The organism is Kribbella sp. NPDC023855 (assembly GCF_040639475.1).
Classification (GTDB): Bacteria; Actinomycetota; Actinomycetes; order Propionibacteriales; family Kribbellaceae; genus Kribbella.
The window spans coordinates 169,398-192,548 of sequence record NZ_JBFAAA010000004.1 but is presented as its reverse complement, the minus strand read 5'-3'; the positions used below and the strand labels follow the sequence as shown (position 1 = coordinate 192,548).

The window sequence follows — 23,151 nt, the reverse complement described above, 5'->3', positions numbered from 1 at the left end:
ATGCCACTGCCCGCCGGTGTTGCACTCGTACCAAATCCACGAGCCGTCTTGCGCGAGGCCGAAGTCGAAGGCCCCGAACAGCAACCCGAACCTACCGAGATAGCGCCGGCATGCGTCGACGACGTGCTGAGGGGTCTCGATCACTGCATACGTCACCTCGTCGTAGTCTCGGCGCCAATCTAGATACGGCGACCACGATCCGCACGCTGAACGCCTCGTTTCCGATCACGGTCGTGCGGACGTCGGCCACCTTGTCCACCCGCTCCTGGAACAGATGCAGCGCCAAGGAGACCGACTCGTCGAGCTCGTCGGGCTGAACGACGTCCGCCCACACCATCAGCGCGTTGCCATCCGGCTTCGTGAGCTCGGTGTTCTGCAATGGCTTGTAGATGATCGGCCCCCACTCCTTGGCGAACAAGCGGGCTTCGTCGAGGCTGTTGGTGATGAGTGTCGCCGGGACTGTGAACCCGACAGCACCCGCCACCGTGAGTTGCGTCGGCTTGAACTCCGCCTCGATGGCCCGCCAAATGTGGTTGACCCATCGGCCGCGGATGTTCGCCAAGATTCCACCCATGCCGTGCTTGGCTTGTGCCTTGGCGAACTCGCCGTCCTGCACCGCGAGACCGGCCGGAGCGGCGTACGAGGATGGCCGCCGGTAGTAGACCGACCGCACTGCAGCGAGGTCGAGTCCTCGGGACTCAGTCTGAAGGTAACCACCGCGGACGCTCCTGCCCAGGTGGGCTGACACCTCCAGCCTGCCGACAAGAACATCTGCCGGATCACACCTGACGACGGGTACGCCACGGGCATTGAGCTCGTTGATGACCACGTCCGCAGTGGGATCATCTGCACAAGTCAGTACGAGAACCGGGCTGCCGGTGATCATCAGTCGGGAACGTATTCGACGATCTTCGTGTCATCCGGACTGCTGGGCCTGCTTCCGTCGCCTCCGCCAGTGGGCAGACTTTTGAACTGAGCACGGGACGTTCCGTGCTTGGGTGGCCCTGCCTGGATCACGCGACCGGTCGGGTCACGATAGACAGCCAGCTGCGTATCTGGATTCCACCGTGACGATGGTCGGGGACAACTCTCCCTCTGGCGGCGAATGAGTAGACGCGGAGGCCCGGCGTACACCCCACGGACTAGCAGGCGCGACTGTAGTCATCGGCTGACTTCCTCTCGGTTGGTGGTTGTTACTGATCGACCTGGCCTGCGAACGGTCAAGTCGAGGCTGATGGAACGGCGCCCGGGCGCATGCCTCAGGGACGAGCCCGCGCGCCGGATCAGGGTGAGCCTCAAGCGGCTCTGGGTGGGAGACTCGGTGGCGCCGTCCGTCATGACAACACCGCCGCGAGGCAGTCACCACAACGTGTGCACGGCCATGCGGCACCGCATCGCTGACAAAGTCCGTCAACGCTTGCCGTAGGAACCCGCTCGCCGGTCGCCAGCGGGTACTCACAGTCAGCCGCTGACCGATTCGGCACCGTCCCATCGGAGTACAGGATCTCCGTGGCGCCCTGGTGACCGTGGAGCGCCACGACCGAACGGATACCGGTTTCGAAGAAGGTTGTAGTCGGATGCTCCCCACGCCACCGCACCGACGCCGACCCATCCGTCCACTCGGTCCCTTCAGCCACGATGCCCGTCCCACTGATCCCCGTGGGGTCACGGTGACGAATGAGCAGGAATGCCCGCGGAACCGCCGACCTCATGGGATCGATTCCTCATCGTGGCCAGATCGTCTGAACATGCCGTCAACGATCGTGGAGAGCTGATCCATGCTGAACTGACTGGCAGTACGGGTTTCCGCACTGACCGTCAACGGAGAGGGTGCCGGCAACGACGATGGGGTCATCCGAAAGTCGCACTGGCATGCGGGGTTTGGTCACACCAAGCTCCGAGATCGGCGTGGTATCGGGCTTCGTTCTGAAACTGATCCGAGGTTCGCTCGCGCTGACTCAGGCAGATCTCGCCGAACGTCTCGGCGTCGACATCAGCACGATTCAGGGCTGGGAATCCGGCAAGCGGCCACTCACAGCGCAGAGGGCCGCCGACCTGCTGCGACTGAAGACTCGCCTCACCATGCTGGGTGCCGCCCCCTCAGTCGTCGCCTCGTTCCAGAACGCCATCGAGGCCGACGGAATACTCACGTTAGCGATAGCGGCGGGCGCCCAGCCGATCAACATCGACATGAACCCGCTCGCGGCGGCAGTTCACCGGCGCAACCTGGTCCACATGATCACGTGGCCTTTCACTGGCATAGCACCGCCACACCTCCGCAATCTGCCTTCTGCGCCAGGCCGCGGACCAGTCTCCAAGCATCCAAGTCTGACTCACGAGAACCAGGCCCGATTCTTCGACCATCTGTTGGCTACCGTCGATTCCAAGAACGCCGCCCAGTCGCCGGTACTTCAGCGACAGGCCATGTATCTGCTCGGTTTCGACCCGCGGAGCGGATCAGCCGAGTGGCTTTCCTCCAAGCACAGGCGCGCTTTCACCGTCCGCATCGCCTCCACGAATCTTCCGGCCGGCATCGCTGCGCGGTCAGCAACCATTGCACTTGCCCGCCGCGGAGACAGCGATCCGCTGCGGTACTTCATCAAGCACACCCTCAACAGCGAACCTCACGCGGCCGCGAACCTGGCTTACTGGGCATACTGGCTGGGTGAGATCACTGAGTCGTACGCCGATGACTCGTACCTGATCGCAGGTGTCGACGATTACGCGTGGTCTGGCGGTCGGTTGGCTGACCACCTCCTGCAGCATCTGGACGACTCTGTTCACAGCCACCTGAACATCCACAGCCTGTGGGTCCTCGTTCTTGCGAAACCCGATCTACTCAGAGGGAACCAAGAGCTCCGCCAGAGGACCGCTCGGCGCGTCGAGCATGCACTTGACGCAGGGTTCGACGGCGAGACGAGGGACGAGTTGGTTAACTTACGGTGCGCCGTACAGCTTGCCGGCCGCTGATGAAGGGATGAGCGTGGCAGACGACACGACAGATCAGGACGCCTCGGGCGTTGTCGCCTTCGCCTACGAGATGGGCGTCCTCAAGCGTCTCCGTCGCGCCGGCTGGTGGCACGCAGGTGTCCGCGATCCGGAGTCGGTCGCGGAGCACAGCCTGCGGGTGGCTCAACTCGCGGCGCTGATCGCCACTGAGGAAGGCGGCGATCCTGCGCGGGCTGCCTACCTGGGCATGTGGCACGACTCGCAGGAAACCCGGATCGGCGACATCCCACACAGCGCACGCCCGTACGTCGAAGTAGCTTCCAACGAGCGGATCACCGAGGATCAGGTCGCAGGGCTCCCAGATGCCGCCGCAAAGAGCATCCGGGACGCCGTAGCGGAGTACGAGTCCCTGAACACGATCGAAGCCCGCTGCGCCAAGGATGCGGACCGACTGGAATGCCTCATGCAAGCCGTCGAGTACCGCGAGTCCGGCTACACCCGCGTTGACGGCTGGATCGAGTCCTCCCGCGCCAAGCTCCAGACCGACTTCGGCAAGCGCCTGGCCGAGGCAGCCCTGACAGTCTCACCACTCGCCTGGCGCAATAGATAGCAGCTACGTCCGAACCCGTCGCTTCCGGTCCGCCACACCATTGCCGCATCCGCGCGTGCGCGTCAGCTTGCTCTGCATGCTGGGCTTGCGAGCGACTATCGCAACCTATACGTTGCCATAGATGGCAACTGAAAGGTTGCGAAGGAGGGTGGCGATGGTTTCGGACGTGATTGAGCGGGTTGTGGTGTTGCGGCATCCGGTTGAGCGGGTGTGGGCGGCGTTGACGACCGCGGAAGGGCTGTCCCGGTGGTTCGGCTCGGAGGCTGAGTTGGACCTGCGGCCCGGTGGGCGGGCGTTCTTTCGGTGGGAGGAACTTGACGAGGAATCCACTGCCACGATCGTGACAGTCGAGCCCCCGCACCGTTTCGCGTTCCGATGGGCGATCTACGGCCTGCCGGAGGAGGACGCTCCCCAGACGCTGGTGGAGTTCACCCTCGAGCCGGTACCGGAAGGCACTCGTCTGCGGCTCGTGGAGAGCGGGTTCGCGCAGGCAGCCGACGACGCGGCCGAGGCTGCTCACGAAGCCAACAGCCACGGATGGACCGCGGAGCTCACCGATCTGGAGAGCTACCTCGATGCAGCCGCCTGATTCAGAAGAGCAGGCCGTAGCGGTGTTCACGGCGCTCACCGACCCAACGCGTCGGGCTCTGCTGGAAGAGCTCGCCCGCGACGGGCCCGCAACCGTCACCGACCTGGCGCGGCGGTTGCCGATCAGCCGCCAAGCGGTCGCCAAACACCTCGGCCAGCTCGCCGAAGCCGGCCTCATCAGCTCCGGCGAACCAACCGGCCGCCGCCACCCCTACCGACTGGAACCAGCCGCGATCCGCCCTGCCCAGGTGTGGCTGGCCAGGCTCGCCAACAGATGGGACGACCGGCTGACCGCGCTGGAACACGCACTGGACGCCGACACGGACAAGGAGTCACCCAACGATGAGCAACCCTGAGTTCACCGCGGGCCTGAACATCGCCATGAAGATCCCCAAGGCCCAGTACGACGACACCGTCGCCTTCTACCGCGACACTCTGGGCTTCGACGTCAAGGAAGAAGACGTCTCCTACGCCCCGACCGTCTCGAAAACCCACTCGGTCCAGTTCGGCCCCAACACCCTGTGGCTCGACCGCGTCGACACCTACAGCCAGCCCGACCTCTGGCTACAACTCCACACCAACGACCTGGACGCAGCAGCAAGCAAGCTAGCCACCATAGGCATCCACCCCTGCGACGAGGTCGAACCCCTGCACAACCTCGACTCCAGAACCCACTGGATCAAAAACCCAGCCGGCATCGTCCACCTCCTCGCAGAAACCGCAGATCCCAACGCCCAGTGAGCTGAAGACGATCAAGACGAGGCGCCACCCACGAACGGATGGCGCCTCGGTGCTTCAGACGATCAGGTGCCGGCGAGGGGGTAGATCAACGGGAGGAGCTTGTAGTCGTCGGCGTTGGGGACCAGCGAGATGTACGTGCCGGAGTACAGGCAGCTGGATGTTGAGGTGTTGTGGTTGAGCGACAGCGCGTGGCCGAGTTCGTGGCAGGCGACTGTGCGGTGCTCGGCGGCGGTCAGGGTGTAGCTGTCGTTGAGGTGGACCGAGACCGGGCCCTGGGTGTTCGGGGTCCACGAGGTCAGGCCGAGCCAGCCGGTGGCGCCGTACGCGCCGCTGGCGACCGTCACGCAATGGACGCCGGTCGGGCAGGATGAGGATCCGGATTTCCAGTAGGAATCGATGCCGGTGGCCCTGTTCCATTCGGTCACCGAGGCCACCACGGGCCAGGCGGACGACGAGGAATCCAGGAAATAGATCTGCGGGTCGTTATAGCTGCCGTAGTCCCATTGGTGATCACACCATTGGCGAGCCGTTCCCGAACTCAAGCAGGCCAGGGCTTTTGGCTGGGTGGATTGGTTGGGCTGACTGGACGGCGGCGTCTCCCCCTTGTCCAGTACTCCGGTAACCCCGCTGCGGCGAAGCTGGTCGCGCAACTGATCCGGAGTCACACCCTTGGCCGGGTCGTAAATGGTCACCGTCAGATTGCCCGCCCGGTCTTTGCCGGTGACGTAGACCGTGTCGTGATCGGAGTCCGTCGCCGCAGCGGCGGGAGCCGCGACCGGTTCTGCTGGCTGGGCGTTACTGCTGGTGGTCAGCGCGACGGCAGTCAGCACCCCGACCGCGCCAATGGCAGCAAAGCGTTTCGCTAGCCTCACGATTTCCCTCTCGATAGCGATGCGCGGTTCCCCTGAGTAATCGAACCGCTACTTCACCGCAACACCGATGCAAGGATTTTGGCTAGGTACGAAACGTTTGTTTACCACCGCTCAGGCGTGAAACCTATCCACGGATCGAGACGGTCGATGAGACGCTCTGTCGAAACGGTCATCGTTAGTGCCCACCGCGTAAAAGGCTAAACAACGGCCGATTTGGGCGACCCGTCAGAGCGCGGGGAACTGCAACGCGAGCGCGCTCTGGACTTTGTAATGCTGTTCGAGGAAAGCGCGTTCATCGAGGCGTTTGCGCCGGAGCCACGCGGTGACTTCGTCGTTGCATTTACTGGCATTGCAGGAGTCGCAGGCCGGCGCAATGTTGGCCAGGGTGTACCGACCACCACGGGACAACGGCAGGACGCAATCCCGCTGCAACGGCCGGTCGATCGCACCGCAGTACGCACAACCGACCCAAGCCGCCTTGAGCGCCACCCACTGCTCGTCGGTCAGATCATGCTCGACACTGTCCATCCGCCGCTTACGCTTCCGAGCCGCCCTGGCCCTACGGCTCCGATCCACCGCCATCCGCGCAGCGTACTGCGCACACCCCGCCGTACCGGGGAAGGCGCCAGAGAGTCGCGAGGACGACCAAGTGCCCGGGTCGGACGGAAAACCTCAGCCGTCAGACCGTCAGATGCCAATATCGAGCGGTTCGGCGGGCACACCATCAGCGAGGAGGTTCTCGAGTAGGTGACCGAGTCGTGGCGGGAAGATCGTCTCGGTTGCTTCGGTCAAGTCCTCCACGTTCCACCAGCGGAAGCCCACGATGCTGCGGGCTTCGTACTCGGACAGAGCCGCTGGCGTGGGATCGAAGCACTCGACCGCATGCAGCAGCCACTTCTCGTGCACGGCGATGACACGACCGTCGAACTGATAGGTGTGATCGCGTTGCCAGACAAGACATCCCGGCGGTAGATCGACCAGGCCGGTCTCTTCGTAGGCCTCACGAGCCGCGGCCTGCTGCAAGGTCTCGCCGACCTCGACGCCCCCGCCCACCGGATACCAGCAGTGGGCCCGGGTCTCCGGATCCTCGGCACGGATGAGAAGAACGCGGTCATCTCCATCCAGCAACAGCAACTTCACAGCTAGCCTTGCCATGTCCCAGACAGTAGAGGAACGGACCTACAGTCAGCCTGCGCCGTGGCGGAGTACGAAGTCGGTTTCGGGGTCTCGGCCCAGGGTGGGGTCGGCGGGGGCGTTGGGATTGCGGGTGGCGATGGTGTCTTCGAGCTTCACCGCTGGCGGCAGGTGCTTGAAGTCGCCGGTCAGCGGCTGGTGCTTGGTGTTGCTAGTTTGGGGCTCTTCCGGGGTGGCTGGCGTCGCGTCCGTCATGATCGTGCTCCTCGGGAAGAGATGATCCTGTGCGGTGATAGACGCTCGGACCGAGCAGTTTGTTCCAGGAGCAGCTTTTCGCCTCCCGGGATTCGGCAGCTATCCGGGGAAGGCTTTCCAGTGTCCTTCGGAGATGACCTCGACGGTGCCGTCGGTCACCTTGATGGCGGTCTGGTCGTCGATGGCGTACGCCGGACCTCCGATGTCGGCAGCCCAGCTCTCCGCGTCGGCCATGGTGTTCTCCGGCATATCCTCGTGGTCCAGGTGCGGGAAGATCGAGAAATCGACGACCCCGAGCGTCCGGTCGTCCGGCGCGGAAAGCCAACTGACGAAGTCCTCGCCGATCTGCGGTGTCATCACCATGCTGCCGGCGCTCATCCCCACCCACACGGTCTCGGGCAGCGACGAGATGATTTCCGACAACCCTGACTCCCGCATCCAGTGACTCAGGTACGTCGCGTCGCCACCGTCCACCAGCAGCACATCGGCCTCCCGAACCCACGGCACCCACCGGTCCTCACCGATGCTGGGCAGCGCGGTGAGCTCGAGCACGCCCACAGACCTCCAGCCCATGCTGGACATGTGCCAGGGAGACTCGCCGATGACAAACTTCCGCACCGTCGCCGGCCCCAACATCGGGTGCCCCCACTGCGCCGTGGGGATGCAGAGCGCCCGGCACTCGGAGATCGGCTTACCCAGCAGCCCCACGAGCGCCTCGCGGATGCTCTCGTTCGTAATACCTCCAGAGGTGAGCAGAAGCTTCACAACGCCTCCCGAGCCGAATTCGTGTGGACTGCCGACAGTGGACACGTCATTGCCCGACTCCTTGTATTGGCGCCCTCAAGTGGCCGCCATTCACCTGTACTACGAACGCCGCAGCCCGAATCCGACACATTGCCAGATCCAGCTGTACGACGCATGCCCCCACCGTGTTCGACAGCTCGGTGGAACAGCACCCAAGCCCACTCCAGTCGACGGACGACCAGACATCGACTAGCCCCTACCCCGACCGATGGCTCCCTGCAGCAGACCAGCCGGCATCGCAACGCACGAGCGGCACAGCACCCGTGGGCGCGCGCACCCAGAGCGGGGAGCGATGTCAGAGCGACCGGCGGCGGGAGTGCGGGGAACGCCACCCAACCAGCCCGCCACCCGCGAGACGCCGACCACGCGTCGATTTCACCGCGACGCAGGAGCGGCACAACCCGGGCGGGCGGGAGCACCCAGAGCTGGGCGCGACGCAGGAGCGACCGGCGGCGGGTGCGCGGGGAACCACCCAACCAGCCCACCACCGGCAAGACGCCGGCCACGCGTCGGTGTCACCGCGACGCAGGAGCGGCACAACACGGGCGGGCGGGAGCACCCCCAGAGCAGGGCGCGACGCAGGAGCGACCGGCGGCGGAGGCGTGGGGCGTAGTACGACGTCTACAGCTTCCCGTGGCGGTTTACGTCTTTGTAGAGGAGGTAGCGGAAGCGCCCAGGGCCGCCGGCGTAGCAGGCTTGGGGGCAGAAGGCTCGGAGCCAGAGGAAGTCGCCTTCCTGGACTTCCACCCAGTCTTTGTTGAGCAGGTACACAGCCTTGCCTTCGAGGATGTAGATGCCGTGCTCCATCACGTGCGTCTCCGGGAACGGAATCACTCCGCCGGGCTCAAACGTAACGATGTTGACGTGCATGTCATGCCGGACGTCAAGCGGATCCACAAACCGCTGCGTCCGCCACCGCCCCTCGGTGTCCGGCATCTCAACAGCCTCAACTTCGACCTCGTTCGTCACAAAGGCCTCCGGTACGTCGACCCCCTCCACCCGCTCGTACGCCTTCCGGAAGAAATGAAACGAAGCGACCCGGTCACTCGTATTACGAAGCGTCCACTCAACCCCAGGCGGCACGAACGCATACCCGCCCGGCCCCACCTCATGCTTGTCCCCGGCAACCGTCAGCACCAAGTTGCCATCAACAACAAACAGCACAGCCTCAGCACCCGGGTCAGTCTCCGGCCGATCACTCCCCCCACCCGGCGAAACCTCCACCAAGTACTGCGAGAACGTCTCCGCAAACCCAGACAACGGCCGCGCCAGTACCCACAGCCTCGTCGACTCCCAGAACGGCAACTGGCTCGTGACGATGTCCCGCATCGTGCCGCGCGGCAGTACGGCGTACGACTCGGTGAAAACAGCCCGGTCAGTCGTCAGCTCGGTCTGCGCGGGCAGCCCGCCCTTTGGGGAGTAGTAGGTCATGCGTCGTCTCCTCGGAAAAGTAACCGGCCTCTGGGCTCGGCGAAGATGTCGATGGGCCGGCCGCGCAGCCAGGTACTGCGAACCACGCCGGCGAGCGACCGTCCGGCGTACGGCGTGATGGCGTTCTTGTGGTGAAGCGCGTCGACGTCGACAACAAACGACGCGTCGGGCGCAAAAACGCAGAAGTCGGCGTCATACCCGATCTCGATAAAACCCTTGCGCGAGAGCCCCGCCTGCGCCGCCGGCGCCTCACACATCCAACGAGCGACATCACCCAAGGTGAAGCCGCGCTCCCGCGCCCCGGTCCACACCGCCGGCAGCCCGACCTGAAGTGACGCGATCCCACCCCAAGCAGCGCCGAAGTCGCCCGTGTCCAGCCGCTTGAGCTCAACAGTCGAAGGTGAGTGGTCGGACACCACCAGATCAATCACCCCATCCCGCAACCCCTCCCACAGCAGCGCGCGGTTAGCGGATTCCCGGATCGGCGGGCAGCACTTGTACTGCGTGGCGCCGTCCGGGATCTCCTCGGCGGCAAAGGTCAAGTAATGCGGACAAGTCTCAGCCGTGATCCGCACACCCTCGCTGCGAGCGGCGGCCAGCAGCGGCAGAACCTCCGCGCTCGACACGTGAAGTATGTGCACCCGGCAACCAGTTCGCCGGGCGAGCTCGATCACCTGAGCGACCGCGACGTTTTCAGCTTCGCGCGGCCGGGAGCTCAGGAAGCGCTGATAACTCGCACCCTCCGGAGCGGGCGCGCTGTCGATCCCGTGAGCGTCCTCGGCATGCACGATCAGCAGCCCGTCAAAAGACGCGATCTCAACCATCGCTTGCTCCACCGAAAAAAGATCAAGCGGCGGAAACTCATCCACGCCCGAATGCAGCAGGAAACACTTGAACCCAAAGACGCCCGCCTCATGCAGCGGCCGCAACCAAGCAAGGTTGCCGGGAATGGCCCCACCCCAGAACCCGACATCGACGTACGCCTGGCTCTCCGCGGTCTTCCGCTTCACGTCCAGCGCCGGTACGTCGCAGGTCGGCGGGATGCTGTTCAGCGGCATGTCGATGATCGTGGTGACGCCGCCCGCCGCGGCCGCCCTGGTCGCGCTGGTGAAGCCCTCCCAGTCGGTCCGGCCGGGATCGTTGACGTGCACGTGGGTGTCGACCAGCCCGGGCATCAGCACTTCGTCGTGGGCCAGTTCGAGCTCCTCGCGGCCGGTGTCACCAGGCTCGACGGCAACGAACCGGCCGTCCGCGACGCCGATCACGCCCGGCCCGATACCCGTAGTCCCGATACCCGCAGTACTGACCATCCGGCGGGCCCGGATGACGAGGTCCAGCACGGTCATGCGGTCCCCCTCTCAGTTGTCCTCATCGTAGATCCGCCGCGATCCGCTCACCGAGCTGTCGCAGCAACGGCGCGGGATCGGCGATACAACGCCGTACGTCGGGCTCCAGATCGGTGAGCGCGTACGCCGCACCGATCCCTGCCGACCGCAGCTGCGCAGCCTCGAGCCGATTGGTGCCACAAACAGCAATCACCGGTACTCCGGCAGCTCGCGCGGCGGCAGCCACACCCGCCACGGCCTTTCCGTGCAGCGTCTGCTCGTCGAGCGCGCCCTCACCAGTCACCACGAGATCCGCACCCAGCACCCGCTGCTCGAACCCCACCAGTTCCAGCACAAGCTCGATCCCCGACCGCAACTCAGCCCCGAGCAGCGCGATCGCCGCGAATCCCACTCCCCCGGCGGCACCGGCCCCCGGCGAGTCCCGAAGGTCACGGCCGGTGGTGCGGGCGACTAGGTCAGCCCAGTGCGTGAGCGCGGCATCAAGCTGCTCAACCTGAGTGGCGCTGGCGCCCTTCTGATGCCCGTACGTCGCTGCAGCGCCGGCCGGCCCGGTCAGCGGATTGTCCACATCGCAGGCGACCACAACCTCCACTCTCTGTAGACGAGAGTGGAGCCCGGTTAGGTCGAGAACCTCCGCAGCCAGCAACCCGGCGCCACCCTCGGCAACCTCATCACCCCGCGCATCGAGCACCCTCGCTCCGAGCGCCCGCAACAACCCGGCGCCACCGTCCGTCGAAGCACTCCCGCCGATCCCGAGGATCACCCGCCGGCACCCACTGTCGATCGCCGCCGCCATCACCTCACCAACCCCGCGCGAGGAAGCAACCATCGGAGCCAACTCACCCCCAGGCAACCGAACCAGCCCACAAACATCAGCCAACTCCACCACAGCCGTCCCGCCACGCCGAGCGAACCCGCTTGAGACCGGCTCGCCCGTCGGCCCGCTGGCCACGACCGGGCCCAACTCGAACCCCGCAGCCACAACAGCGGCGAGCGTCCCGTCACCCCCGTCGGCCACCGGAACACAGCCGACCTCAGCATCAGGAAGCACCCGCCGCACACCCTCCCCCACGAACGCGGCCACCTCGGCACTCCCCAAAGTCCCCTTGAACTTGTCGGAGGCAACGATCACCCGCCGCGAAGAGCGCTCACCCATCAGGCCACTGGCTCAAATTCTGTGACGGCGTCGAGTTCAACACCCATGGAGACGTTCGTGACGCGTTCCAGGATGACCTCGACAACCACCGGCACACGGAACTCGATCATCAGCTTCTTCGCCTGTTCCAGCGCCGGCAGAATCTCGTCCGGCTCGGTCACCCGAAGCGCCTTGCACCCGAGGCCTTCGGCAACCTTCAGATGGTCGACACCGTAGCCCTGAAGTTCCGGGCTGTTGATGTTTTCGAAGGACAGCTGCACGCAGTAATCCATCTCCAGACCGCGCTGCGCCTGCCGGATGAGGCCGAGGTACGAGTTGTTCACCACCACGTGGATGTACGGAATGTTGAACTGCGCACCGACCGCCAACTCCTCGATCAGGAACTGGAAGTCATAGTCCCCCGACAGCGCCACGACGGTACTGTCCGGATCCGCAACCGCGACACCAAGAGTCGCCGGCACAGTCCACCCCAGCGGCCCCGCCTGACCAGCGTTGATCCAATGCCGCGGCCGATAGACATGCAGCATCTGCGCAGCCTGGATCTGCGACAACCCGATCGTCGAGACGTACCGCGTCTCCGGCCCGAAGGCCTTGTTCATCTCCGCGTACACCCGCTGCGGCTTGATCGGCACGTTCGCGAAATCCGTCTTCCGCAGCAACGTCGCCTTCCGCTGACGGCACTCCTCAGCCCACTCGGACCGATCGGCCAGCCGGCCATCAGCAGCCCATTCGCGCGCCACCGAGACGAAGACCTCCAACGCGGCACGAGCATCGGAGACGATCCCGTAGTCCGGCGCCAGCACCCGGCCGAGCTGCGTCGGCTCGATGTCGACGTGCACGATCTTGCGGCCCTCGGTGTACTTCGCGACCGAACCCGTGTGCCGGTTCGCCCACCGGTTCCCGATCCCGAGCACGAAGTCGGACGCCAGCAGAGTCGCGTTCCCGTACCGGTGCGAGGTCTGCAACCCCACCATCCCAGCAGCCAGCGGATGGTCGTCCGGGATGGTCCCCCACCCCATCAGTGTCGGTACGACGGGCACGCCGACCAACTCGGCGAACTCGACCAGCAACCCAGCCGCGTCGGCGTTGATCACCCCGCCACCCGACACGATCAGCGGCCGCTCAGCCTCGTTGAGCATCGCGAGCGCCTTCTCGGCCTGCGCCCGGGTCGCGGCCGGCTTGGTCACCGGCAGCGGCTCGTAGGTGTCGATGTCGAACTCGATCTCGGCCAACTGAACATCGATCGGCAGATCGACAAGCACCGGACCTGGCCGACCTTCGCGCATCAGGTGGAAGGCCTTCTGGAAGGTCCCCGGCACCTGAGCCGCCTCCATCACCGTGACGGCCCACTTCGAGACCGGCTTGGCGATCGAGGCGATGTCGACCGCCTGGAAGTCCTCCTTCTGCAACTTGGCCACCGGCGCCTGCCCGGTGATGCAGAGGATCGGGATCGAGTCGGCCGAAGCGGAGTACAGGCCGGTGATCATGTCGGTGCCCGCGGGGCCCGACGTACCGACGCAGATGCCGATGTTGCCCGCTGTGGCCCGGGTGTACCCCTCGGCCATGTGGGAGGCGGCCTCGACGTGACGGGCCAGGACGTGCTTGATCCCGCCGTGCTTCTTCATCGCGCTGTAGAAGGGGTTGATCGCGGCACCGGGCAGGCCGAACGCCTGAGTGGCGCCTTCCTTCTCCAGGATCAGTACTGCGGCGTCGACCGCGCGCATGCGGGCCATCAGGCCGTCGCCTTCCCGGACAGACGCTCCACGCCCCGCAGCAACGCGGAGTGGTCGAGGCCACCGTCGCCGTTCGCGCGAGCCGAAGCCACCAACTGCGCAACCAGAGCCCCCAGCGGTACTGCGACACCCGCTTCGCGCGCGGCTGCGGTGACGATGCCCATGTCCTTGTGGTGCAGATCGATCCGGAAGCCGGGCTGGAAGGAGCGCGACAGCATGTTCTCCTTCTTCTGGTTCAGTACTGCGGAACCGGCCAGCCCGCCGCCGAGCACCTCCAGGGCGGCCTTGGTGTCGACGCCGTACGCCTCCAGGAAGATGACGGCCTCGGCCACCGCTTGGATGTTGGCGGCAACGATCAGCTGGTTCGCGGCCTTGACGGTCTGACCCGAACCACTGGGGCCGACGTGCACGACGGTCTTGCCGACGGCATCGAACAGCGGCTTCGCGACGGCGAAGTCGTCCGCCTCGCCGCCGACCATGATCGACAGCGCGGCGTTCTTCGCGCCGGCCTCACCACCGGAGACTGGAGCGTCGAGCATCCGGAAGCCGAGCGCGCGGGCCTGCTCGGCGAGCTGCTGGGTGACGTCGGGACGGATGCTGGAGAAGTCGATGATCAGCGTGCCGGTCTCGGCCAGCTGGAAGACGCCGTCGTCCGCGTTGAGCACCTGCTCGACGTCGGGCGAGTCGGGCACCATCACGCAGATCACGTCGGCGCCCTTGACCGCGTCGGCCAGCGAGGTCGCGGCGCGCCCGCCCGCCTCGATCAGGGCGGCGGCCCGGTCCGGGCTGCGGTCGAAGCCGGCGACGGTGTGGCCGGCGTTGGCGAGGTGGACGGCCATCGGGTTGCCCATGATGCCGAGGCCGATGAAGGCGATGTTGGTCATGACGGAAATCTCCTAGCTAGATCAGGCGGACTGGCAGTCAGGCGGGGAGGCCGCGGCGCTCGCGCGGCAGCCAGCCGAAGCTCTCGGGGGTGGTGGTGGACGGCTTGTACTCGAGCGAGACCCAGCCGGCGTAGCCGCCGCTCTCGAGGGCGGCGAGCTGCCGGTCGAGCGGCAGCGATCCGGTACCGGGTTCGTTGCGGCCAGGCGCGTCCGCGATCTGCACATGCGCGATCCGGTCGGTGTGCTCGGCAACCACCCGATCGACGTCGTCGCCGTTGACCGCGAGGTGGTACAGATCGGCAAGCAGTCCAAGGTTCTGTACGCCGTACTCCGTCTGCACCCGGTCGATGACGCTCAGCACCTCGGCGGCCGTGCGGAGCGGGTAGCGCTCAGCCCCGCTGACCGGCTCGATCAGGATCGTCGCGTCGATCCGGGCGGCGGCGCTTGCGGCCAGCCCGAGGTTCTCGGCGGCGAGCTCGTCCTGCTCACTGGCGGAATGTGCGTCGTCGCGATTGCCGTAGAGGGCGTTGAAGGCCCGGCAGCCGAGCCGCTCGCCGATACCGAGCGTGGCGTCGATGTTGTCGCGGAACTCGCCGGTGCGCTTGGGCCAGGACACCAGGCCGCGGTCGCCCGCCGGCATGTCGCCGGCGAAGAAGTTGAGCCCGACCAGCTGCACTCCGGCGTCCTGGATGGCGGTCACGAAGGCGTCGGCCTCGTGGTCCGACGGCACCGCGCCGGCGAACGGCCACCAGAACTCGACGGCTCCGAAGCCGGCCTCACGGGCCGCAGCCGGGCGCTCCAGCAGTGGCAGCTCGGTGAACAGGATCGAGCAGTTCACGGCGTGGCGCAGCGCGTGGCTCATGGCATCCTTCTCTCGTTTTCCGCATTGTGGAAGTTTGCTTCTGCTATGCGAAATGACCATAGAGTGGGTCTCACGACCCCGTCAAGCACCGACCCCGGCAGCTCGAAGGGCCGCAAGCGTGGGGTGAGTGGGCGCTCCGCGCGCGGTTGCTTCGCGGGCGCTCGTTCGCGCGGTCGTTTCGCGCGCGCGGGCTCGCGTTGTACGTTCCTCCAAGGACCTGCTGCGGTCCCCGAGCGATCAGAGGAGGCGCCGTGCTGCTCTCCGAGCTCTTCGACGCGCCAGAACTAGGGCTTCGCCTGTTGCACGCGGCGCGTGGCGCGTACGACCTGCCGATCGGCCGCCTCGTCACCACCGACCTGCTCGAACCGGGCAACTACCTCAACGGCGGCGAACTGGTCCTGACCGGGCTGGTCTGGCGCCGCAGCCCCGCCGACAGCGAGACGTTCGTGGCCTCGGTGGCCGAGCGCGGCGCCACCACGATCCTCGCCGGTAAGGCGTTGCTCGGCACGATCCCGGACGACCTGCTCGAGGCCTGCCGTCGGCATCAGGTCACGCTCGTCGAGGTGCCCACCGAGGTCGCCTTCGCGGACGTCACCGAGTACGTCGCGGCGGCCGGCGCGGCCGACACCGGCGCCCGGCTGTCCGCGAGTCTCGTCCGCCAGCGCCAATTGCTGTCGGCCATCGCATCAGGCCGCAGCCTCGACGAGCTCACCGCCCGCATCTCCACCGAAATCGGCCACGACTGCCGCGTGATCACGTCGACCGGGCGCCACGTCGTACCGGGTCCTGAGCCGTTGGACGATGACACGCTCGACGCGGTCACCCGCCGATTTCTGACCGCCGATCGCACTCCCGCTGTCGCTGACGCGAGCGGTACGGCGTACAGCCTGTTTCCGATCGGGTCGGGTCTCGGGAATCGGCTCACCGCGTGGTTGCTGGTCGTCGACGGCGACCACACCCAGTGGCCGCGCGCTCATGTCGAAGCGGTGCAGGAGTTGTGCGCCATCGCCGCCCTCGACCGGGTACGCCGGGACGAGGGACGACTCGCATTGCGGCCGCTGGTCGCGGATGCGCTGGCCCTGGTCGAGTCGGGTGGACCGCACGCCGAGGTGGCGACTCGGCTGCGCCAGGCCGGAGCGCATTCCGACCGGCCGATGGCTGTCGCCGTGGCCGAGTTGCGAGACGACGGCCCGGTCGAGATCGCGCTCACCGTGTTCGAGGACGTCGCGCTCACGGTTGGCCCGGCCGTGGTTGCTACGGGACGGGACGGCTTGCTGGTCGCGCTCCTGCCCTCATCGCCCGAGTTGCCGAGCCTGCTCCGCCGGGCTTTCGGCCGTCTCTCCCCCGGCCTCGCCAAGGCGCGACTCACCGTCGGCGTCAGCGGCGCGACCACTCTCGACGCGCTGACCGGAGCGCTCGAGGAGGCGCGCTTCGCCCAGCGTGCCGCGTTGGCCGGCCGGACCCGCGTCTCGGTGGTGACCTCGGACGAGGTCGCCTCCCATGTGCTGCTGCTCGCCACCGTCCCGGACGACGTACGGCGGACCTACGCACACCGGGTGCTCGGGCCGGTGCTCGAGCACGACCGCAAGACCCGCGCCGACCTCATCGCCACGCTGGACGAGTTCCTGGCCTGGTCGGGTTCCTGGTCCCGTACGGCGGAGTCGTTGCACCTGCACGTCAACACCGTTCGGTACCGGATCGAACGCATCGAGCAACTGACCGGTCGCGATCTGTCCCAGTTCGAGGACCGGGTCGACGTCTTCCTGGCGCTCAAGTCGCTCTGAGCCTCGGCTTTTGGAGGATCCTCCAAAACGGGCCCACGGAAACCCCGGAAGTTCGGAGGTTTCTCGGGTGCAATCGGCCGGCGCCGGAGCCCAAGCTGTCGTGCAGGTCAGATCCGCCGCGACCCCTTGGAAGGTGCCCCGATGAAGGCAGAACCACGACCGAGCCGCGCCGCCCGTCATCCTGTCGACCAGGTGCTGTCACCAGGGCGCCTCGCCGTCTACGGCACCCAGCACGTGCTCGCCTTCTACGCCGGCGCGGTGATCGTCCCGATCCTGCTGGCGAACTCGATCGGGCTCAGCACCGAGCAGCTGGTGCACCTGATCAACGCCGACCTGTTCACCTGTGGCATCGCCTCGATCATCCAGTCGGTCGGCTTCTGGAAGGTCGGCGTCCGGCTGCCGCTGCTGCAAGGCGTGACCTTCACGGCGGTCTCCCCGATGATCGCGATCGGCATGGCCGCGGGCGGCGGGACCGACGGCCTGCTGGTCATCTACGGCGCGGTGCTCGTGGCCGGACTGGCCACCTTCTTCATCGCGCCGTTCTTCAGCCGGCTGATCCGGTTCTTCCCACCCGTCGTCACCGGCTCGGTCATCACGATCATCGGCCTGGCACTGCTGCCGGTGGCCGCGGGCGACGCGACCGGTGGTGCCGGCCCGACGTCGGACCCGACCAGCGGCAAGAACCTGGCCTACGCGCTCGGCACGCTCGCACTGATCGTGCTGATCCAGCGGGTGTTCAAGGGCTTTGTGGCGACGATCGCGGTACTGGCCGGGCTGGTCGTCGGCACGCTGGTCGCCTGGGCCTTCGGTGACGCGCACTTCGACGCGGTCAACGGCTCGGACTGGGTGGGCGTGACCACGCCGTTCCACTTCGGCTGGCCGCAGTTCTCGATCGCCGCGATCATCTCGATGGTCCTGGTCATGCTGATCACCGCGGTGGAGACCACCGGTGACGTGTTCGCGACCGGCGAGATCGTGGAGAAGCGGATCGGCCGCGAGGACATCGCCCGGGCGCTGCGGGCCGACGGCCTGGCCACCACGATCGGCGGCGTCTTCAACTCCTTCCCCTACACGTGTTTCGCCGAGAACGTCGGCCTGGTCCGGCTGACCCGGGTGAAGAGCCGCTGGGTGGTCGCGGCGGCCGGCCTGATCATGATCCTGCTCGGCCTGGTCCCGAAGGCCGGTGCGATCGTCGCCGGCATCCCGCACCCGGTCCTGGGTGGCGCCGCGCTGGCGATGTTCGCCACCGTCGCGGTGGTCGGCTTCCAGACGCTGGCGAAAGTCGACTTCCACGACCACCGCAACGTCGTGATCGTGGCGACCAGCGTCGGCCTGGCCATGTACGTGACAGCACAGCCGCAGGTCGCCCAGGCGGTCCCGGGCTGGGCCGAGATCATCTTCGGCAGCGGCATCACCCTCGGCAGCCTGACCGCAATCGGGCTCAACATCCTCTTCCACCACGTGGGCAAGGACTTCGGCCCGGCGGTCGCCGGCCAGCCGAGGGGCACCGGCACCATCCGGCTGGACCAGGTGAACGAGATGTCTCGCGAAGAGTTCGTGAGGACCTTCGCCGAACTGTTCCAGGGACCGACCTGGATGGTCGAGCGCGCCTGGGAGATGCGTCCGTTCGCCGACACGCACGCGCTGCGTCGTTCGTTCCAGGAGGCGCTCTTCTCCGGATCGCAGGAGGAGCAGCGAGAGCTGATCGCGTCCTACCCGCAGCTCGGGTCCCAACTCGTTGCCGACGGCCTCAGCGGTGAGGCGTCGCTGCGGGACCAGTCGACCCGGGGCCTGACCTACCTGGCCGAGCCCGACCGGGACGAGCTGGCCGCGATCACCGCGCAGTACAAGGAGCGGTTCGGCTTCCCGCTGGTGATCTCGGTGCGGGACGCGGAATCGTTCGAGCGGATCGTAGAACAAGGCCGGGAACGGCTGGGCAACTGCGAGAACCAGGAACACGCCGCGGCGCTGCTGGAGATCGCGAAGATCGCCGGCTTCCGCTTCGACGACTTCCTCTCCGACGCGAACCCCATCCACAGTGCAAGGACCCGCTGGAGCAGCCGACCATGACGAAGATCAAGGTGAACGGCCAGGACGCCAGCCTCGACGGCGTACCAGTCCACACCACCGTGCTGGACTGGTTGCGCGACCGCGGCCTGACGGGCGCGAAGGAGGGCTGTGCCGAGGGCGAGTGCGGTGCTTGCTCGGTGCTCGTCGCCCGCCCCGGGATCGACAGCCCGACCGAGTGGACCGCCCTGAACGCCTGCTTGCTGCCGGCGGCTTCCCTCGACGGCCAGGAGATCGTCACGTCAGAGGGTCTCGGCAAGAGCACCGAACTGCACCCCGTGCAGCAGGAAATGGCAGTCCGAGGCGGCTCCCAATGCGGCTTCTGTACTCCCGGCTTCGTCTGCAGCATGGCCGCCGAGTACTACCGCCCCACCCGTACGACGCCCGCCGCGCCCCGCGCCGAGCAGCAGGAACTCGACGGGCGCTCCGCCCGTACTGCGCCGGTTGGCGCGACCCACGACCACGAGCGCTCCGCATCCGCCGATGCGCCCTGCGATCTGGAGCATGGGCCCAACGGGTTCGATCTGCATGCGTTGAGCGGCAACCTGTGCCGGTGCACCGGCTATCGGCCGATCCGGGACGCGGCATACGCGCTTGGCGATCCTGCGGCGGATGATGTGTTCGCCGCCCGCCGATCAGCGCCTCCTCCCCCGCCCGCGGCGACGAAGGTGGCGGTCAACGGCGCGGAGTTCCTCCGGCCGGCGAGTCTGGAAGAGGCGCTCGCAGTACTGGCAGAGCGGCCGGATGCGCGGATCGTGGCCGGCTCAACGGATGCCGGGGTCGAGGTGAACCTGCGCGGCGTCCGCGCTCCGTTGGTGGTCGCCGTGGACCGGCTCAACGAATTGCGAGAGTTCAGTTTCGGGCCCGACGAGGTCCGCATCGGTGCCGCGCTGACGCTGAGTGAGATCGAGCGGCTGCTCGCCGGCCGCGTGCCGCTGTTGGCGCAGATGTTCCCGCAGTTCGCCTCGCGGCTGATCCGCAACGGCGCCACCATCGGCGGCAACCTGGGCACAGGGTCACCGATCGGTGACACTCCGCCCGCGCTGCTCGCCCTCGACGCGTCGCTCGTCCTCACCTCCAGCCGCGGCGAGCGAGTCGTCCCGCTGGCCGACTACTTCACGGGGTACCGGGAAACGGTGAAGGCGGCAGACGAGCTGATCCGGACCATCGGGGTCCCGCTGCCGCTCGCGCCCGTCACGGCCTTCCACAAGATCGCCAAACGCCGGTTCGACGACATCTCCAGCGTCGCGGTCGGCTTCGCGCTCGAACTCGCCGACGGGGTCGTCAGCCAGGCCCGGATCGGCCTGGGTGGAGTGGCTGCAACACCGCTGCGCGCCCGGGCGACCGAGGAAACCCTGACCGGCCGGCCATGGACCGAGCGCACCGTCCGCGAAGCGGCCGCAGTACTGGCTGCAGAGGGCACGCCGCTGGACGACCACCGCGCCAGCGCGTCGTACCGGTCGGCGATGCTCGGCCAGTCACTTCTCCGTTTGTATGCCCAGCACCTCGCTGCCGAGGGGGTTAGCGCATGAGTTCGTTGTCTCAGCGACCGGAGCAGGCGATTGTCGGCCTGCCGTTGCCGCACGAAAGCGCTGCACTGCATGTCACCGGTGAGGCGCTCTACACCGACGACCTCGTCGTCCGGACGCGCGATGTCCTGCACGCGTGGCCGGTTCAGTCGCCGCACGCCCATGCCCGGATCGTCGACCTGCGGGTGAAGCCTGCGTACGACGTACCGGGGGTCGTTCGGGTGTTGACCGCCGATGACGTTCCGGGTGTGAACGACGCCGGGGTGAAACATGACGAGCCGCTGTTCCCGTCGGAAGCGATGTTCCACGGGCATGCGATCTGCTGGGTGCTCGGTGAGACTCTGGAGGCTGCTCGGCTCGGGGGTGCTGCTGTCGAGGTCGAGTACGAGGAGCTGCCCTCGCTCGTGACGGTTCGCGAAGCGATTGCCGCTGGCAACTTCCAGGGCACCGGGCGGCATCTCGAGAGCGGCGATGTCGAGGCAGCGTTGGCCGCGGCGCCGCATGTCTTCGAGGGTGAGTTCGAGTTCGCGGGTCAGGAGCACTTCTACCTGGAGACCCATGCCTCGTTGGCCTTGGTCGACGAGGCCGGTCAGATCTTCGTGCAGAGCAGCACGCAGCATCCGTCGGAGACGCAGGAGATTGTTGCGCACGTGCTCGGCGTGGCCAGCCATGCGGTCACCGTGCAGTGTCTGCGGATGGGCGGCGCCTTTGGTGGCAAGGAGATGCAGCCGCACGGGTTCGCTGCCATCGCTGCTCTGGGCGCGACGTTGACCGGACGGCCGGTGCGCTTGCGGCTCAACCGGACGCAGGACATCACCATGTCGGGCAAGCGACACGGGTTCCACAGTGAGTGGCGGGCCGGGTTCGACGACGAGGGTCACCTGGTCGCGCTCGACGCCACGCTCACCGCCGACGGTGGCTGGAGCCTCGACCTGTCGGAGCCGGTGCTGGCCAGGGCAATGTGCCACATCGAGAACAGCTACTGGATCCCCAACGTCCGCGTCGACGGGCGGATCGCCAAGACGAACAAGACCTCGCAGACTGCTTTCCGCGGCTTCGGCGGGCCGCAGGGGATGCTCGTCGTGGAGGATCTGCTCGGGCGGTGCGCACCGCTGCTCGGGTACGACGCGATGGAGCTGCGCCGGCGGAATCTGTATCAGTCGCAGCACAGCACGCCGTACGGGATGCCTGTCCGTCATGCCGAGCGGTTGGAGGCCTGCTGGAGCGAAGTGCTCTCGGCCGGTGACGTCGAGCGGCGGAAGGTGGAGATCGAGCGGTTCAACGCCGCACATCCATTCACGAAGCGGGCGCTGGCGATGACGCCGGTGAAGTTCGGCATCTCGTTCAACCTGACGGCGTTCAACCAGGCCGGTGCGCTGGTGCACGTGTACAAGGACGGCTCGGTGCTGATCAATCACGGCGGCACCGAGATGGGCCAAGGGCTGCACACCAAGATGCTGCAGGTCGCTGCCACGACACTGGGCGTTCCGCTGGCTCGGGTACGGCTGGCGCCGACCCGGACCGACAAGGTGCCCAACACGTCGGCTACCGCGGCGAGCTCGGGTGCCGATCTCAATGGCGCCGCGATCAAGAACGCGTGTGAGCAGATCCGCGAGCGACTCGAACAAGTTGCCGGTGGCAAGCTTGGGATCAGCCCGCGGGACGTCCGCTTCGTGGGCGGCGTCGTCCAGGGGCTGACCTTCGGCGGCGGGAAAATGTACTGGGAAGAGCTGGTCAGCGCCGCCTACATGCAGCGGGTCCAGCTGTGGGCGGCCGGTTTCTACCGCACCGAAGGCCTGCACTGGGACGCCAATGCGATGCGGGGTGAACCGTTCAAGTACTTCGCGTACGGCGTGGCGGCGGCTGAGGTCGAGGTCGACGGCTTCACCGGTGCGTACACGTTGCGGCGGGTCGACATCGTGCACGACGTGGGTGACAGCCTCAGCCCGTTGATCGACATCGGTCAGATCGAGGGTGGGTTCGTGCAGGGCGCGGGCTGGCTGACGCTGGAGGACCTGCGCTGGGACGAGAGCGATGGGCCTCATCGTGGACGGCTGGCGACGCAGGCCGCCAGCACGTACAAGCTGCCGAGCTTCTCGGAGATGCCCGAAGTCTTCAACGTCCATCTGCTGGAGAAGGCCCACGAGGACGGCGCTGTCTACGGCTCCAAGGCAGTCGGAGAGCCGCCGCTGATGCTCGCCTTCTCAGTCCGAGAAGCCCTACGCCAAGCCGCAGCCGCCTTCGGCCCACCCGGCACCAGCGTCGACCTCGCCTCCCCCGCCACACCCGAGGCGGTCTACTGGGCGCTTGACAGCGCCCGGAAGTCCGGGCAGCCGGACCACGACGGCGAGAACGCTTCAGCTGCCGACTCAGTGGTTTCTCCTGCTGAGCTGACGGGGGTGTGAT

General features: G+C 66.7%; 22 protein-coding genes. 9 read left to right on the top strand and 13 right to left on the bottom strand.

What is annotated here, in order from left to right; genetic code table 11:
- Window positions 1-91: 91 nt before the first annotated feature.
- Window positions 92-886, bottom strand: a complete 795-nt coding sequence (locus AB0F51_RS16260; RefSeq protein ID WP_360280260.1) for an MvdC/MvdD family ATP grasp protein — start codon at window positions 884-886, stop codon at window positions 92-94.
- The gene (locus AB0F51_RS16255; protein ID WP_360280257.1) at window positions 886-1,134 is read right to left on the bottom strand and encodes a putative ATP-grasp-modified RiPP; all 249 of its coding nucleotides are present in this window, start codon (window positions 1,132-1,134) and stop codon (window positions 886-888) included. Before AB0F51_RS16255 ends, AB0F51_RS16260 begins: the two co-directional genes overlap by 1 nt.
- Before the next feature lie 738 nt (window positions 1,135-1,872).
- Between AB0F51_RS16255 and AB0F51_RS16250 the strand changes: the two genes are divergently transcribed.
- The 5 genes from AB0F51_RS16250 to AB0F51_RS16230 all read left to right on the top strand — a co-directional run bounded on the left by AB0F51_RS16250 (window position 1,873) and on the right by AB0F51_RS16230 (window position 4,888).
- Window positions 1,873-2,970, top strand: a complete 1,098-nt coding sequence (locus AB0F51_RS16250; RefSeq protein WP_360280254.1) for a helix-turn-helix domain-containing protein — start codon at window positions 1,873-1,875, stop codon at window positions 2,968-2,970.
- 7 nt (window positions 2,971-2,977) lie between these two features.
- Complete coding sequence (locus AB0F51_RS16245; protein WP_360280252.1) at window positions 2,978-3,559, top strand: HD domain-containing protein; 582 nt, start codon at window positions 2,978-2,980, stop codon at window positions 3,557-3,559.
- Window positions 3,560-3,713: 154 nt separating this feature from the next.
- Window positions 3,714-4,148 carry an SRPBCC domain-containing protein gene (locus AB0F51_RS16240; protein WP_360280249.1) on the top strand — a complete coding sequence of 145 codons (435 nt, stop codon included), beginning with the start codon at window positions 3,714-3,716 and terminating at the stop codon, window positions 4,146-4,148.
- Window positions 4,135-4,503 (top strand): metalloregulator ArsR/SmtB family transcription factor, encoded by a 369-nt coding sequence (locus AB0F51_RS16235; RefSeq protein WP_360280246.1) that lies wholly within the window; start codon window positions 4,135-4,137, stop codon window positions 4,501-4,503. Before AB0F51_RS16240 ends, AB0F51_RS16235 begins: the two co-directional genes overlap by 14 nt.
- On the top strand, window positions 4,490-4,888 hold the full coding sequence (locus AB0F51_RS16230) for a VOC family protein (RefSeq protein ID WP_360280243.1): 399 nt from the start codon (window positions 4,490-4,492) through the stop codon (window positions 4,886-4,888). The genes AB0F51_RS16235 and AB0F51_RS16230 overlap by 14 nt, the downstream gene beginning before the upstream one ends.
- A gap of 62 nt (window positions 4,889-4,950) precedes the next feature.
- On the opposite strand, the gene AB0F51_RS16225 is transcribed toward AB0F51_RS16230, so the two are convergent.
- The 11 genes from AB0F51_RS16225 to AB0F51_RS16175 all read right to left on the bottom strand — a co-directional run bounded on the left by AB0F51_RS16225 (window position 4,951) and on the right by AB0F51_RS16175 (window position 15,365).
- A complete protein-coding gene (locus AB0F51_RS16225) occupies window positions 4,951-5,760 on the bottom strand; it encodes a hypothetical protein (RefSeq protein WP_360280241.1) in 810 nt (269 codons plus the stop codon).
- Between the two features lie 225 nt (window positions 5,761-5,985).
- Window positions 5,986-6,288: an HNH endonuclease gene (locus tag AB0F51_RS16220; RefSeq protein WP_360280238.1), complete on the bottom strand. Its 303-nt coding sequence runs from the start codon at window positions 6,286-6,288 to the stop codon at window positions 5,986-5,988.
- A 159-nt stretch (window positions 6,289-6,447) separates the two neighbouring features.
- Window positions 6,448-6,915 carry an NUDIX domain-containing protein gene (locus AB0F51_RS16215; protein WP_360280235.1) on the bottom strand — a complete coding sequence of 156 codons (468 nt, stop codon included), beginning with the start codon at window positions 6,913-6,915 and terminating at the stop codon, window positions 6,448-6,450.
- 30 nt (window positions 6,916-6,945) lie between these two features.
- On the bottom strand, window positions 6,946-7,149 hold the full coding sequence (locus AB0F51_RS16210; protein ID WP_360280232.1) for a hypothetical protein: 204 nt from the start codon (window positions 7,147-7,149) through the stop codon (window positions 6,946-6,948).
- A gap of 99 nt (window positions 7,150-7,248) precedes the next feature.
- Complete coding sequence (locus tag AB0F51_RS16205; protein ID WP_360281546.1) at window positions 7,249-7,914, bottom strand: Type 1 glutamine amidotransferase-like domain-containing protein; 666 nt, start codon at window positions 7,912-7,914, stop codon at window positions 7,249-7,251.
- Window positions 7,915-8,574: 660 nt separating this feature from the next.
- Entirely contained in the window at window positions 8,575-9,384 is an 810-nt protein-coding gene (locus AB0F51_RS16200) for a bifunctional allantoicase/(S)-ureidoglycine aminohydrolase (RefSeq protein WP_360280230.1), read from the bottom strand.
- Window positions 9,381-10,730 (bottom strand): allantoinase AllB, encoded by a 1,350-nt coding sequence (gene allB / locus AB0F51_RS16195; protein WP_360280227.1) that lies wholly within the window; start codon window positions 10,728-10,730, stop codon window positions 9,381-9,383. Before allB ends, AB0F51_RS16200 begins: the two co-directional genes overlap by 4 nt.
- 22 nt (window positions 10,731-10,752) lie before the next feature.
- Complete coding sequence (locus AB0F51_RS16190) at window positions 10,753-11,886, bottom strand: glycerate kinase (protein WP_360280224.1); 1,134 nt, start codon at window positions 11,884-11,886, stop codon at window positions 10,753-10,755.
- On the bottom strand, window positions 11,886-13,619 hold the full coding sequence (gene gcl / locus AB0F51_RS16185) for a glyoxylate carboligase (RefSeq protein ID WP_360280222.1): 1,734 nt from the start codon (window positions 13,617-13,619) through the stop codon (window positions 11,886-11,888). Before gcl ends, AB0F51_RS16190 begins: the two co-directional genes overlap by 1 nt.
- Window positions 13,619-14,503, bottom strand: a complete 885-nt coding sequence (locus AB0F51_RS16180) for a 2-hydroxy-3-oxopropionate reductase (RefSeq protein ID WP_360280219.1) — start codon at window positions 14,501-14,503, stop codon at window positions 13,619-13,621. The genes gcl and AB0F51_RS16180 overlap by 1 nt, the downstream gene beginning before the upstream one ends.
- 37 nt (window positions 14,504-14,540) lie before the next feature.
- Complete coding sequence (locus AB0F51_RS16175; protein ID WP_360280216.1) at window positions 14,541-15,365, bottom strand: TIM barrel protein; 825 nt, start codon at window positions 15,363-15,365, stop codon at window positions 14,541-14,543.
- 251 nt (window positions 15,366-15,616) lie between these two features.
- On the opposite strand from AB0F51_RS16175, the gene AB0F51_RS16170 reads away from it, so the two are divergent.
- The 4 genes from AB0F51_RS16170 (at window position 15,617) to xdhB (ending at window position 23,150) form a co-directional block, all read left to right on the top strand.
- Window positions 15,617-17,149 (top strand): helix-turn-helix domain-containing protein, encoded by a 1,533-nt coding sequence (locus tag AB0F51_RS16170; protein WP_360280213.1) that lies wholly within the window; start codon window positions 15,617-15,619, stop codon window positions 17,147-17,149.
- A 141-nt stretch (window positions 17,150-17,290) separates the two neighbouring features.
- Window positions 17,291-19,219 carry a 2-oxo-4-hydroxy-4-carboxy-5-ureidoimidazoline decarboxylase gene (uraD, locus tag AB0F51_RS16165; protein WP_360280211.1) on the top strand — a complete coding sequence of 643 codons (1,929 nt, stop codon included), beginning with the start codon at window positions 17,291-17,293 and terminating at the stop codon, window positions 19,217-19,219.
- Window positions 19,216-20,748, top strand: a complete 1,533-nt coding sequence (locus AB0F51_RS16160; RefSeq protein ID WP_360280208.1) for an FAD binding domain-containing protein — start codon at window positions 19,216-19,218, stop codon at window positions 20,746-20,748. The genes uraD and AB0F51_RS16160 overlap by 4 nt, the downstream gene beginning before the upstream one ends.
- Window positions 20,745-23,150 carry a xanthine dehydrogenase molybdopterin binding subunit gene (xdhB, locus tag AB0F51_RS16155; protein WP_360280205.1) on the top strand — a complete coding sequence of 802 codons (2,406 nt, stop codon included), beginning with the start codon at window positions 20,745-20,747 and terminating at the stop codon, window positions 23,148-23,150. Before AB0F51_RS16160 ends, xdhB begins: the two co-directional genes overlap by 4 nt.
- Window position 23,151 lies beyond the last annotated feature (1 nt).

Coding starts and splice junctions, on each gene's coding strand:
- AB0F51_RS16260 (WP_360280260.1), bottom strand. CDS start 886: ATGATCACCGGCAGCCCGGTTCTCGTACTGACTTGTGCAGATGATCCC.
- AB0F51_RS16250 (WP_360280254.1), top strand. CDS start 1,873: ATGCGGGGTTTGGTCACACCAAGCTCCGAGATCGGCGTGGTATCGGGC.
- AB0F51_RS16245 (WP_360280252.1), top strand. CDS start 2,978: ATGAGCGTGGCAGACGACACGACAGATCAGGACGCCTCGGGCGTTGTC.
- AB0F51_RS16240 (WP_360280249.1), top strand. CDS start 3,714: ATGGTTTCGGACGTGATTGAGCGGGTTGTGGTGTTGCGGCATCCGGTT.
- AB0F51_RS16235 (WP_360280246.1), top strand. CDS start 4,135: ATGCAGCCGCCTGATTCAGAAGAGCAGGCCGTAGCGGTGTTCACGGCG.
- AB0F51_RS16230 (WP_360280243.1), top strand. CDS start 4,490: ATGAGCAACCCTGAGTTCACCGCGGGCCTGAACATCGCCATGAAGATC.
- AB0F51_RS16220 (WP_360280238.1), bottom strand. CDS start 6,288: ATGGACAGTGTCGAGCATGATCTGACCGACGAGCAGTGGGTGGCGCTC.
- AB0F51_RS16215 (WP_360280235.1), bottom strand. CDS start 6,915: ATGGCAAGGCTAGCTGTGAAGTTGCTGTTGCTGGATGGAGATGACCGC.
- AB0F51_RS16210 (WP_360280232.1), bottom strand. CDS start 7,149: ATGACGGACGCGACGCCAGCCACCCCGGAAGAGCCCCAAACTAGCAAC.
- AB0F51_RS16200 (WP_360280230.1), bottom strand. CDS start 9,384: ATGACCTACTACTCCCCAAAGGGCGGGCTGCCCGCGCAGACCGAGCTG.
- allB (WP_360280227.1), bottom strand. CDS start 10,730: ATGACCGTGCTGGACCTCGTCATCCGGGCCCGCCGGATGGTCAGTACT.
- AB0F51_RS16190 (WP_360280224.1), bottom strand. CDS start 11,886: ATGGGTGAGCGCTCTTCGCGGCGGGTGATCGTTGCCTCCGACAAGTTC.
- gcl (WP_360280222.1), bottom strand. CDS start 13,619: ATGGCCCGCATGCGCGCGGTCGACGCCGCAGTACTGATCCTGGAGAAG.
- AB0F51_RS16180 (WP_360280219.1), bottom strand. CDS start 14,503: ATGACCAACATCGCCTTCATCGGCCTCGGCATCATGGGCAACCCGATG.
- AB0F51_RS16175 (WP_360280216.1), bottom strand. CDS start 15,365: ATGAGCCACGCGCTGCGCCACGCCGTGAACTGCTCGATCCTGTTCACC.
- uraD (WP_360280211.1), top strand. CDS start 17,291: ATGAAGGCAGAACCACGACCGAGCCGCGCCGCCCGTCATCCTGTCGAC.
- AB0F51_RS16160 (WP_360280208.1), top strand. CDS start 19,216: ATGACGAAGATCAAGGTGAACGGCCAGGACGCCAGCCTCGACGGCGTA.
- xdhB (WP_360280205.1), top strand. CDS start 20,745: ATGAGTTCGTTGTCTCAGCGACCGGAGCAGGCGATTGTCGGCCTGCCG.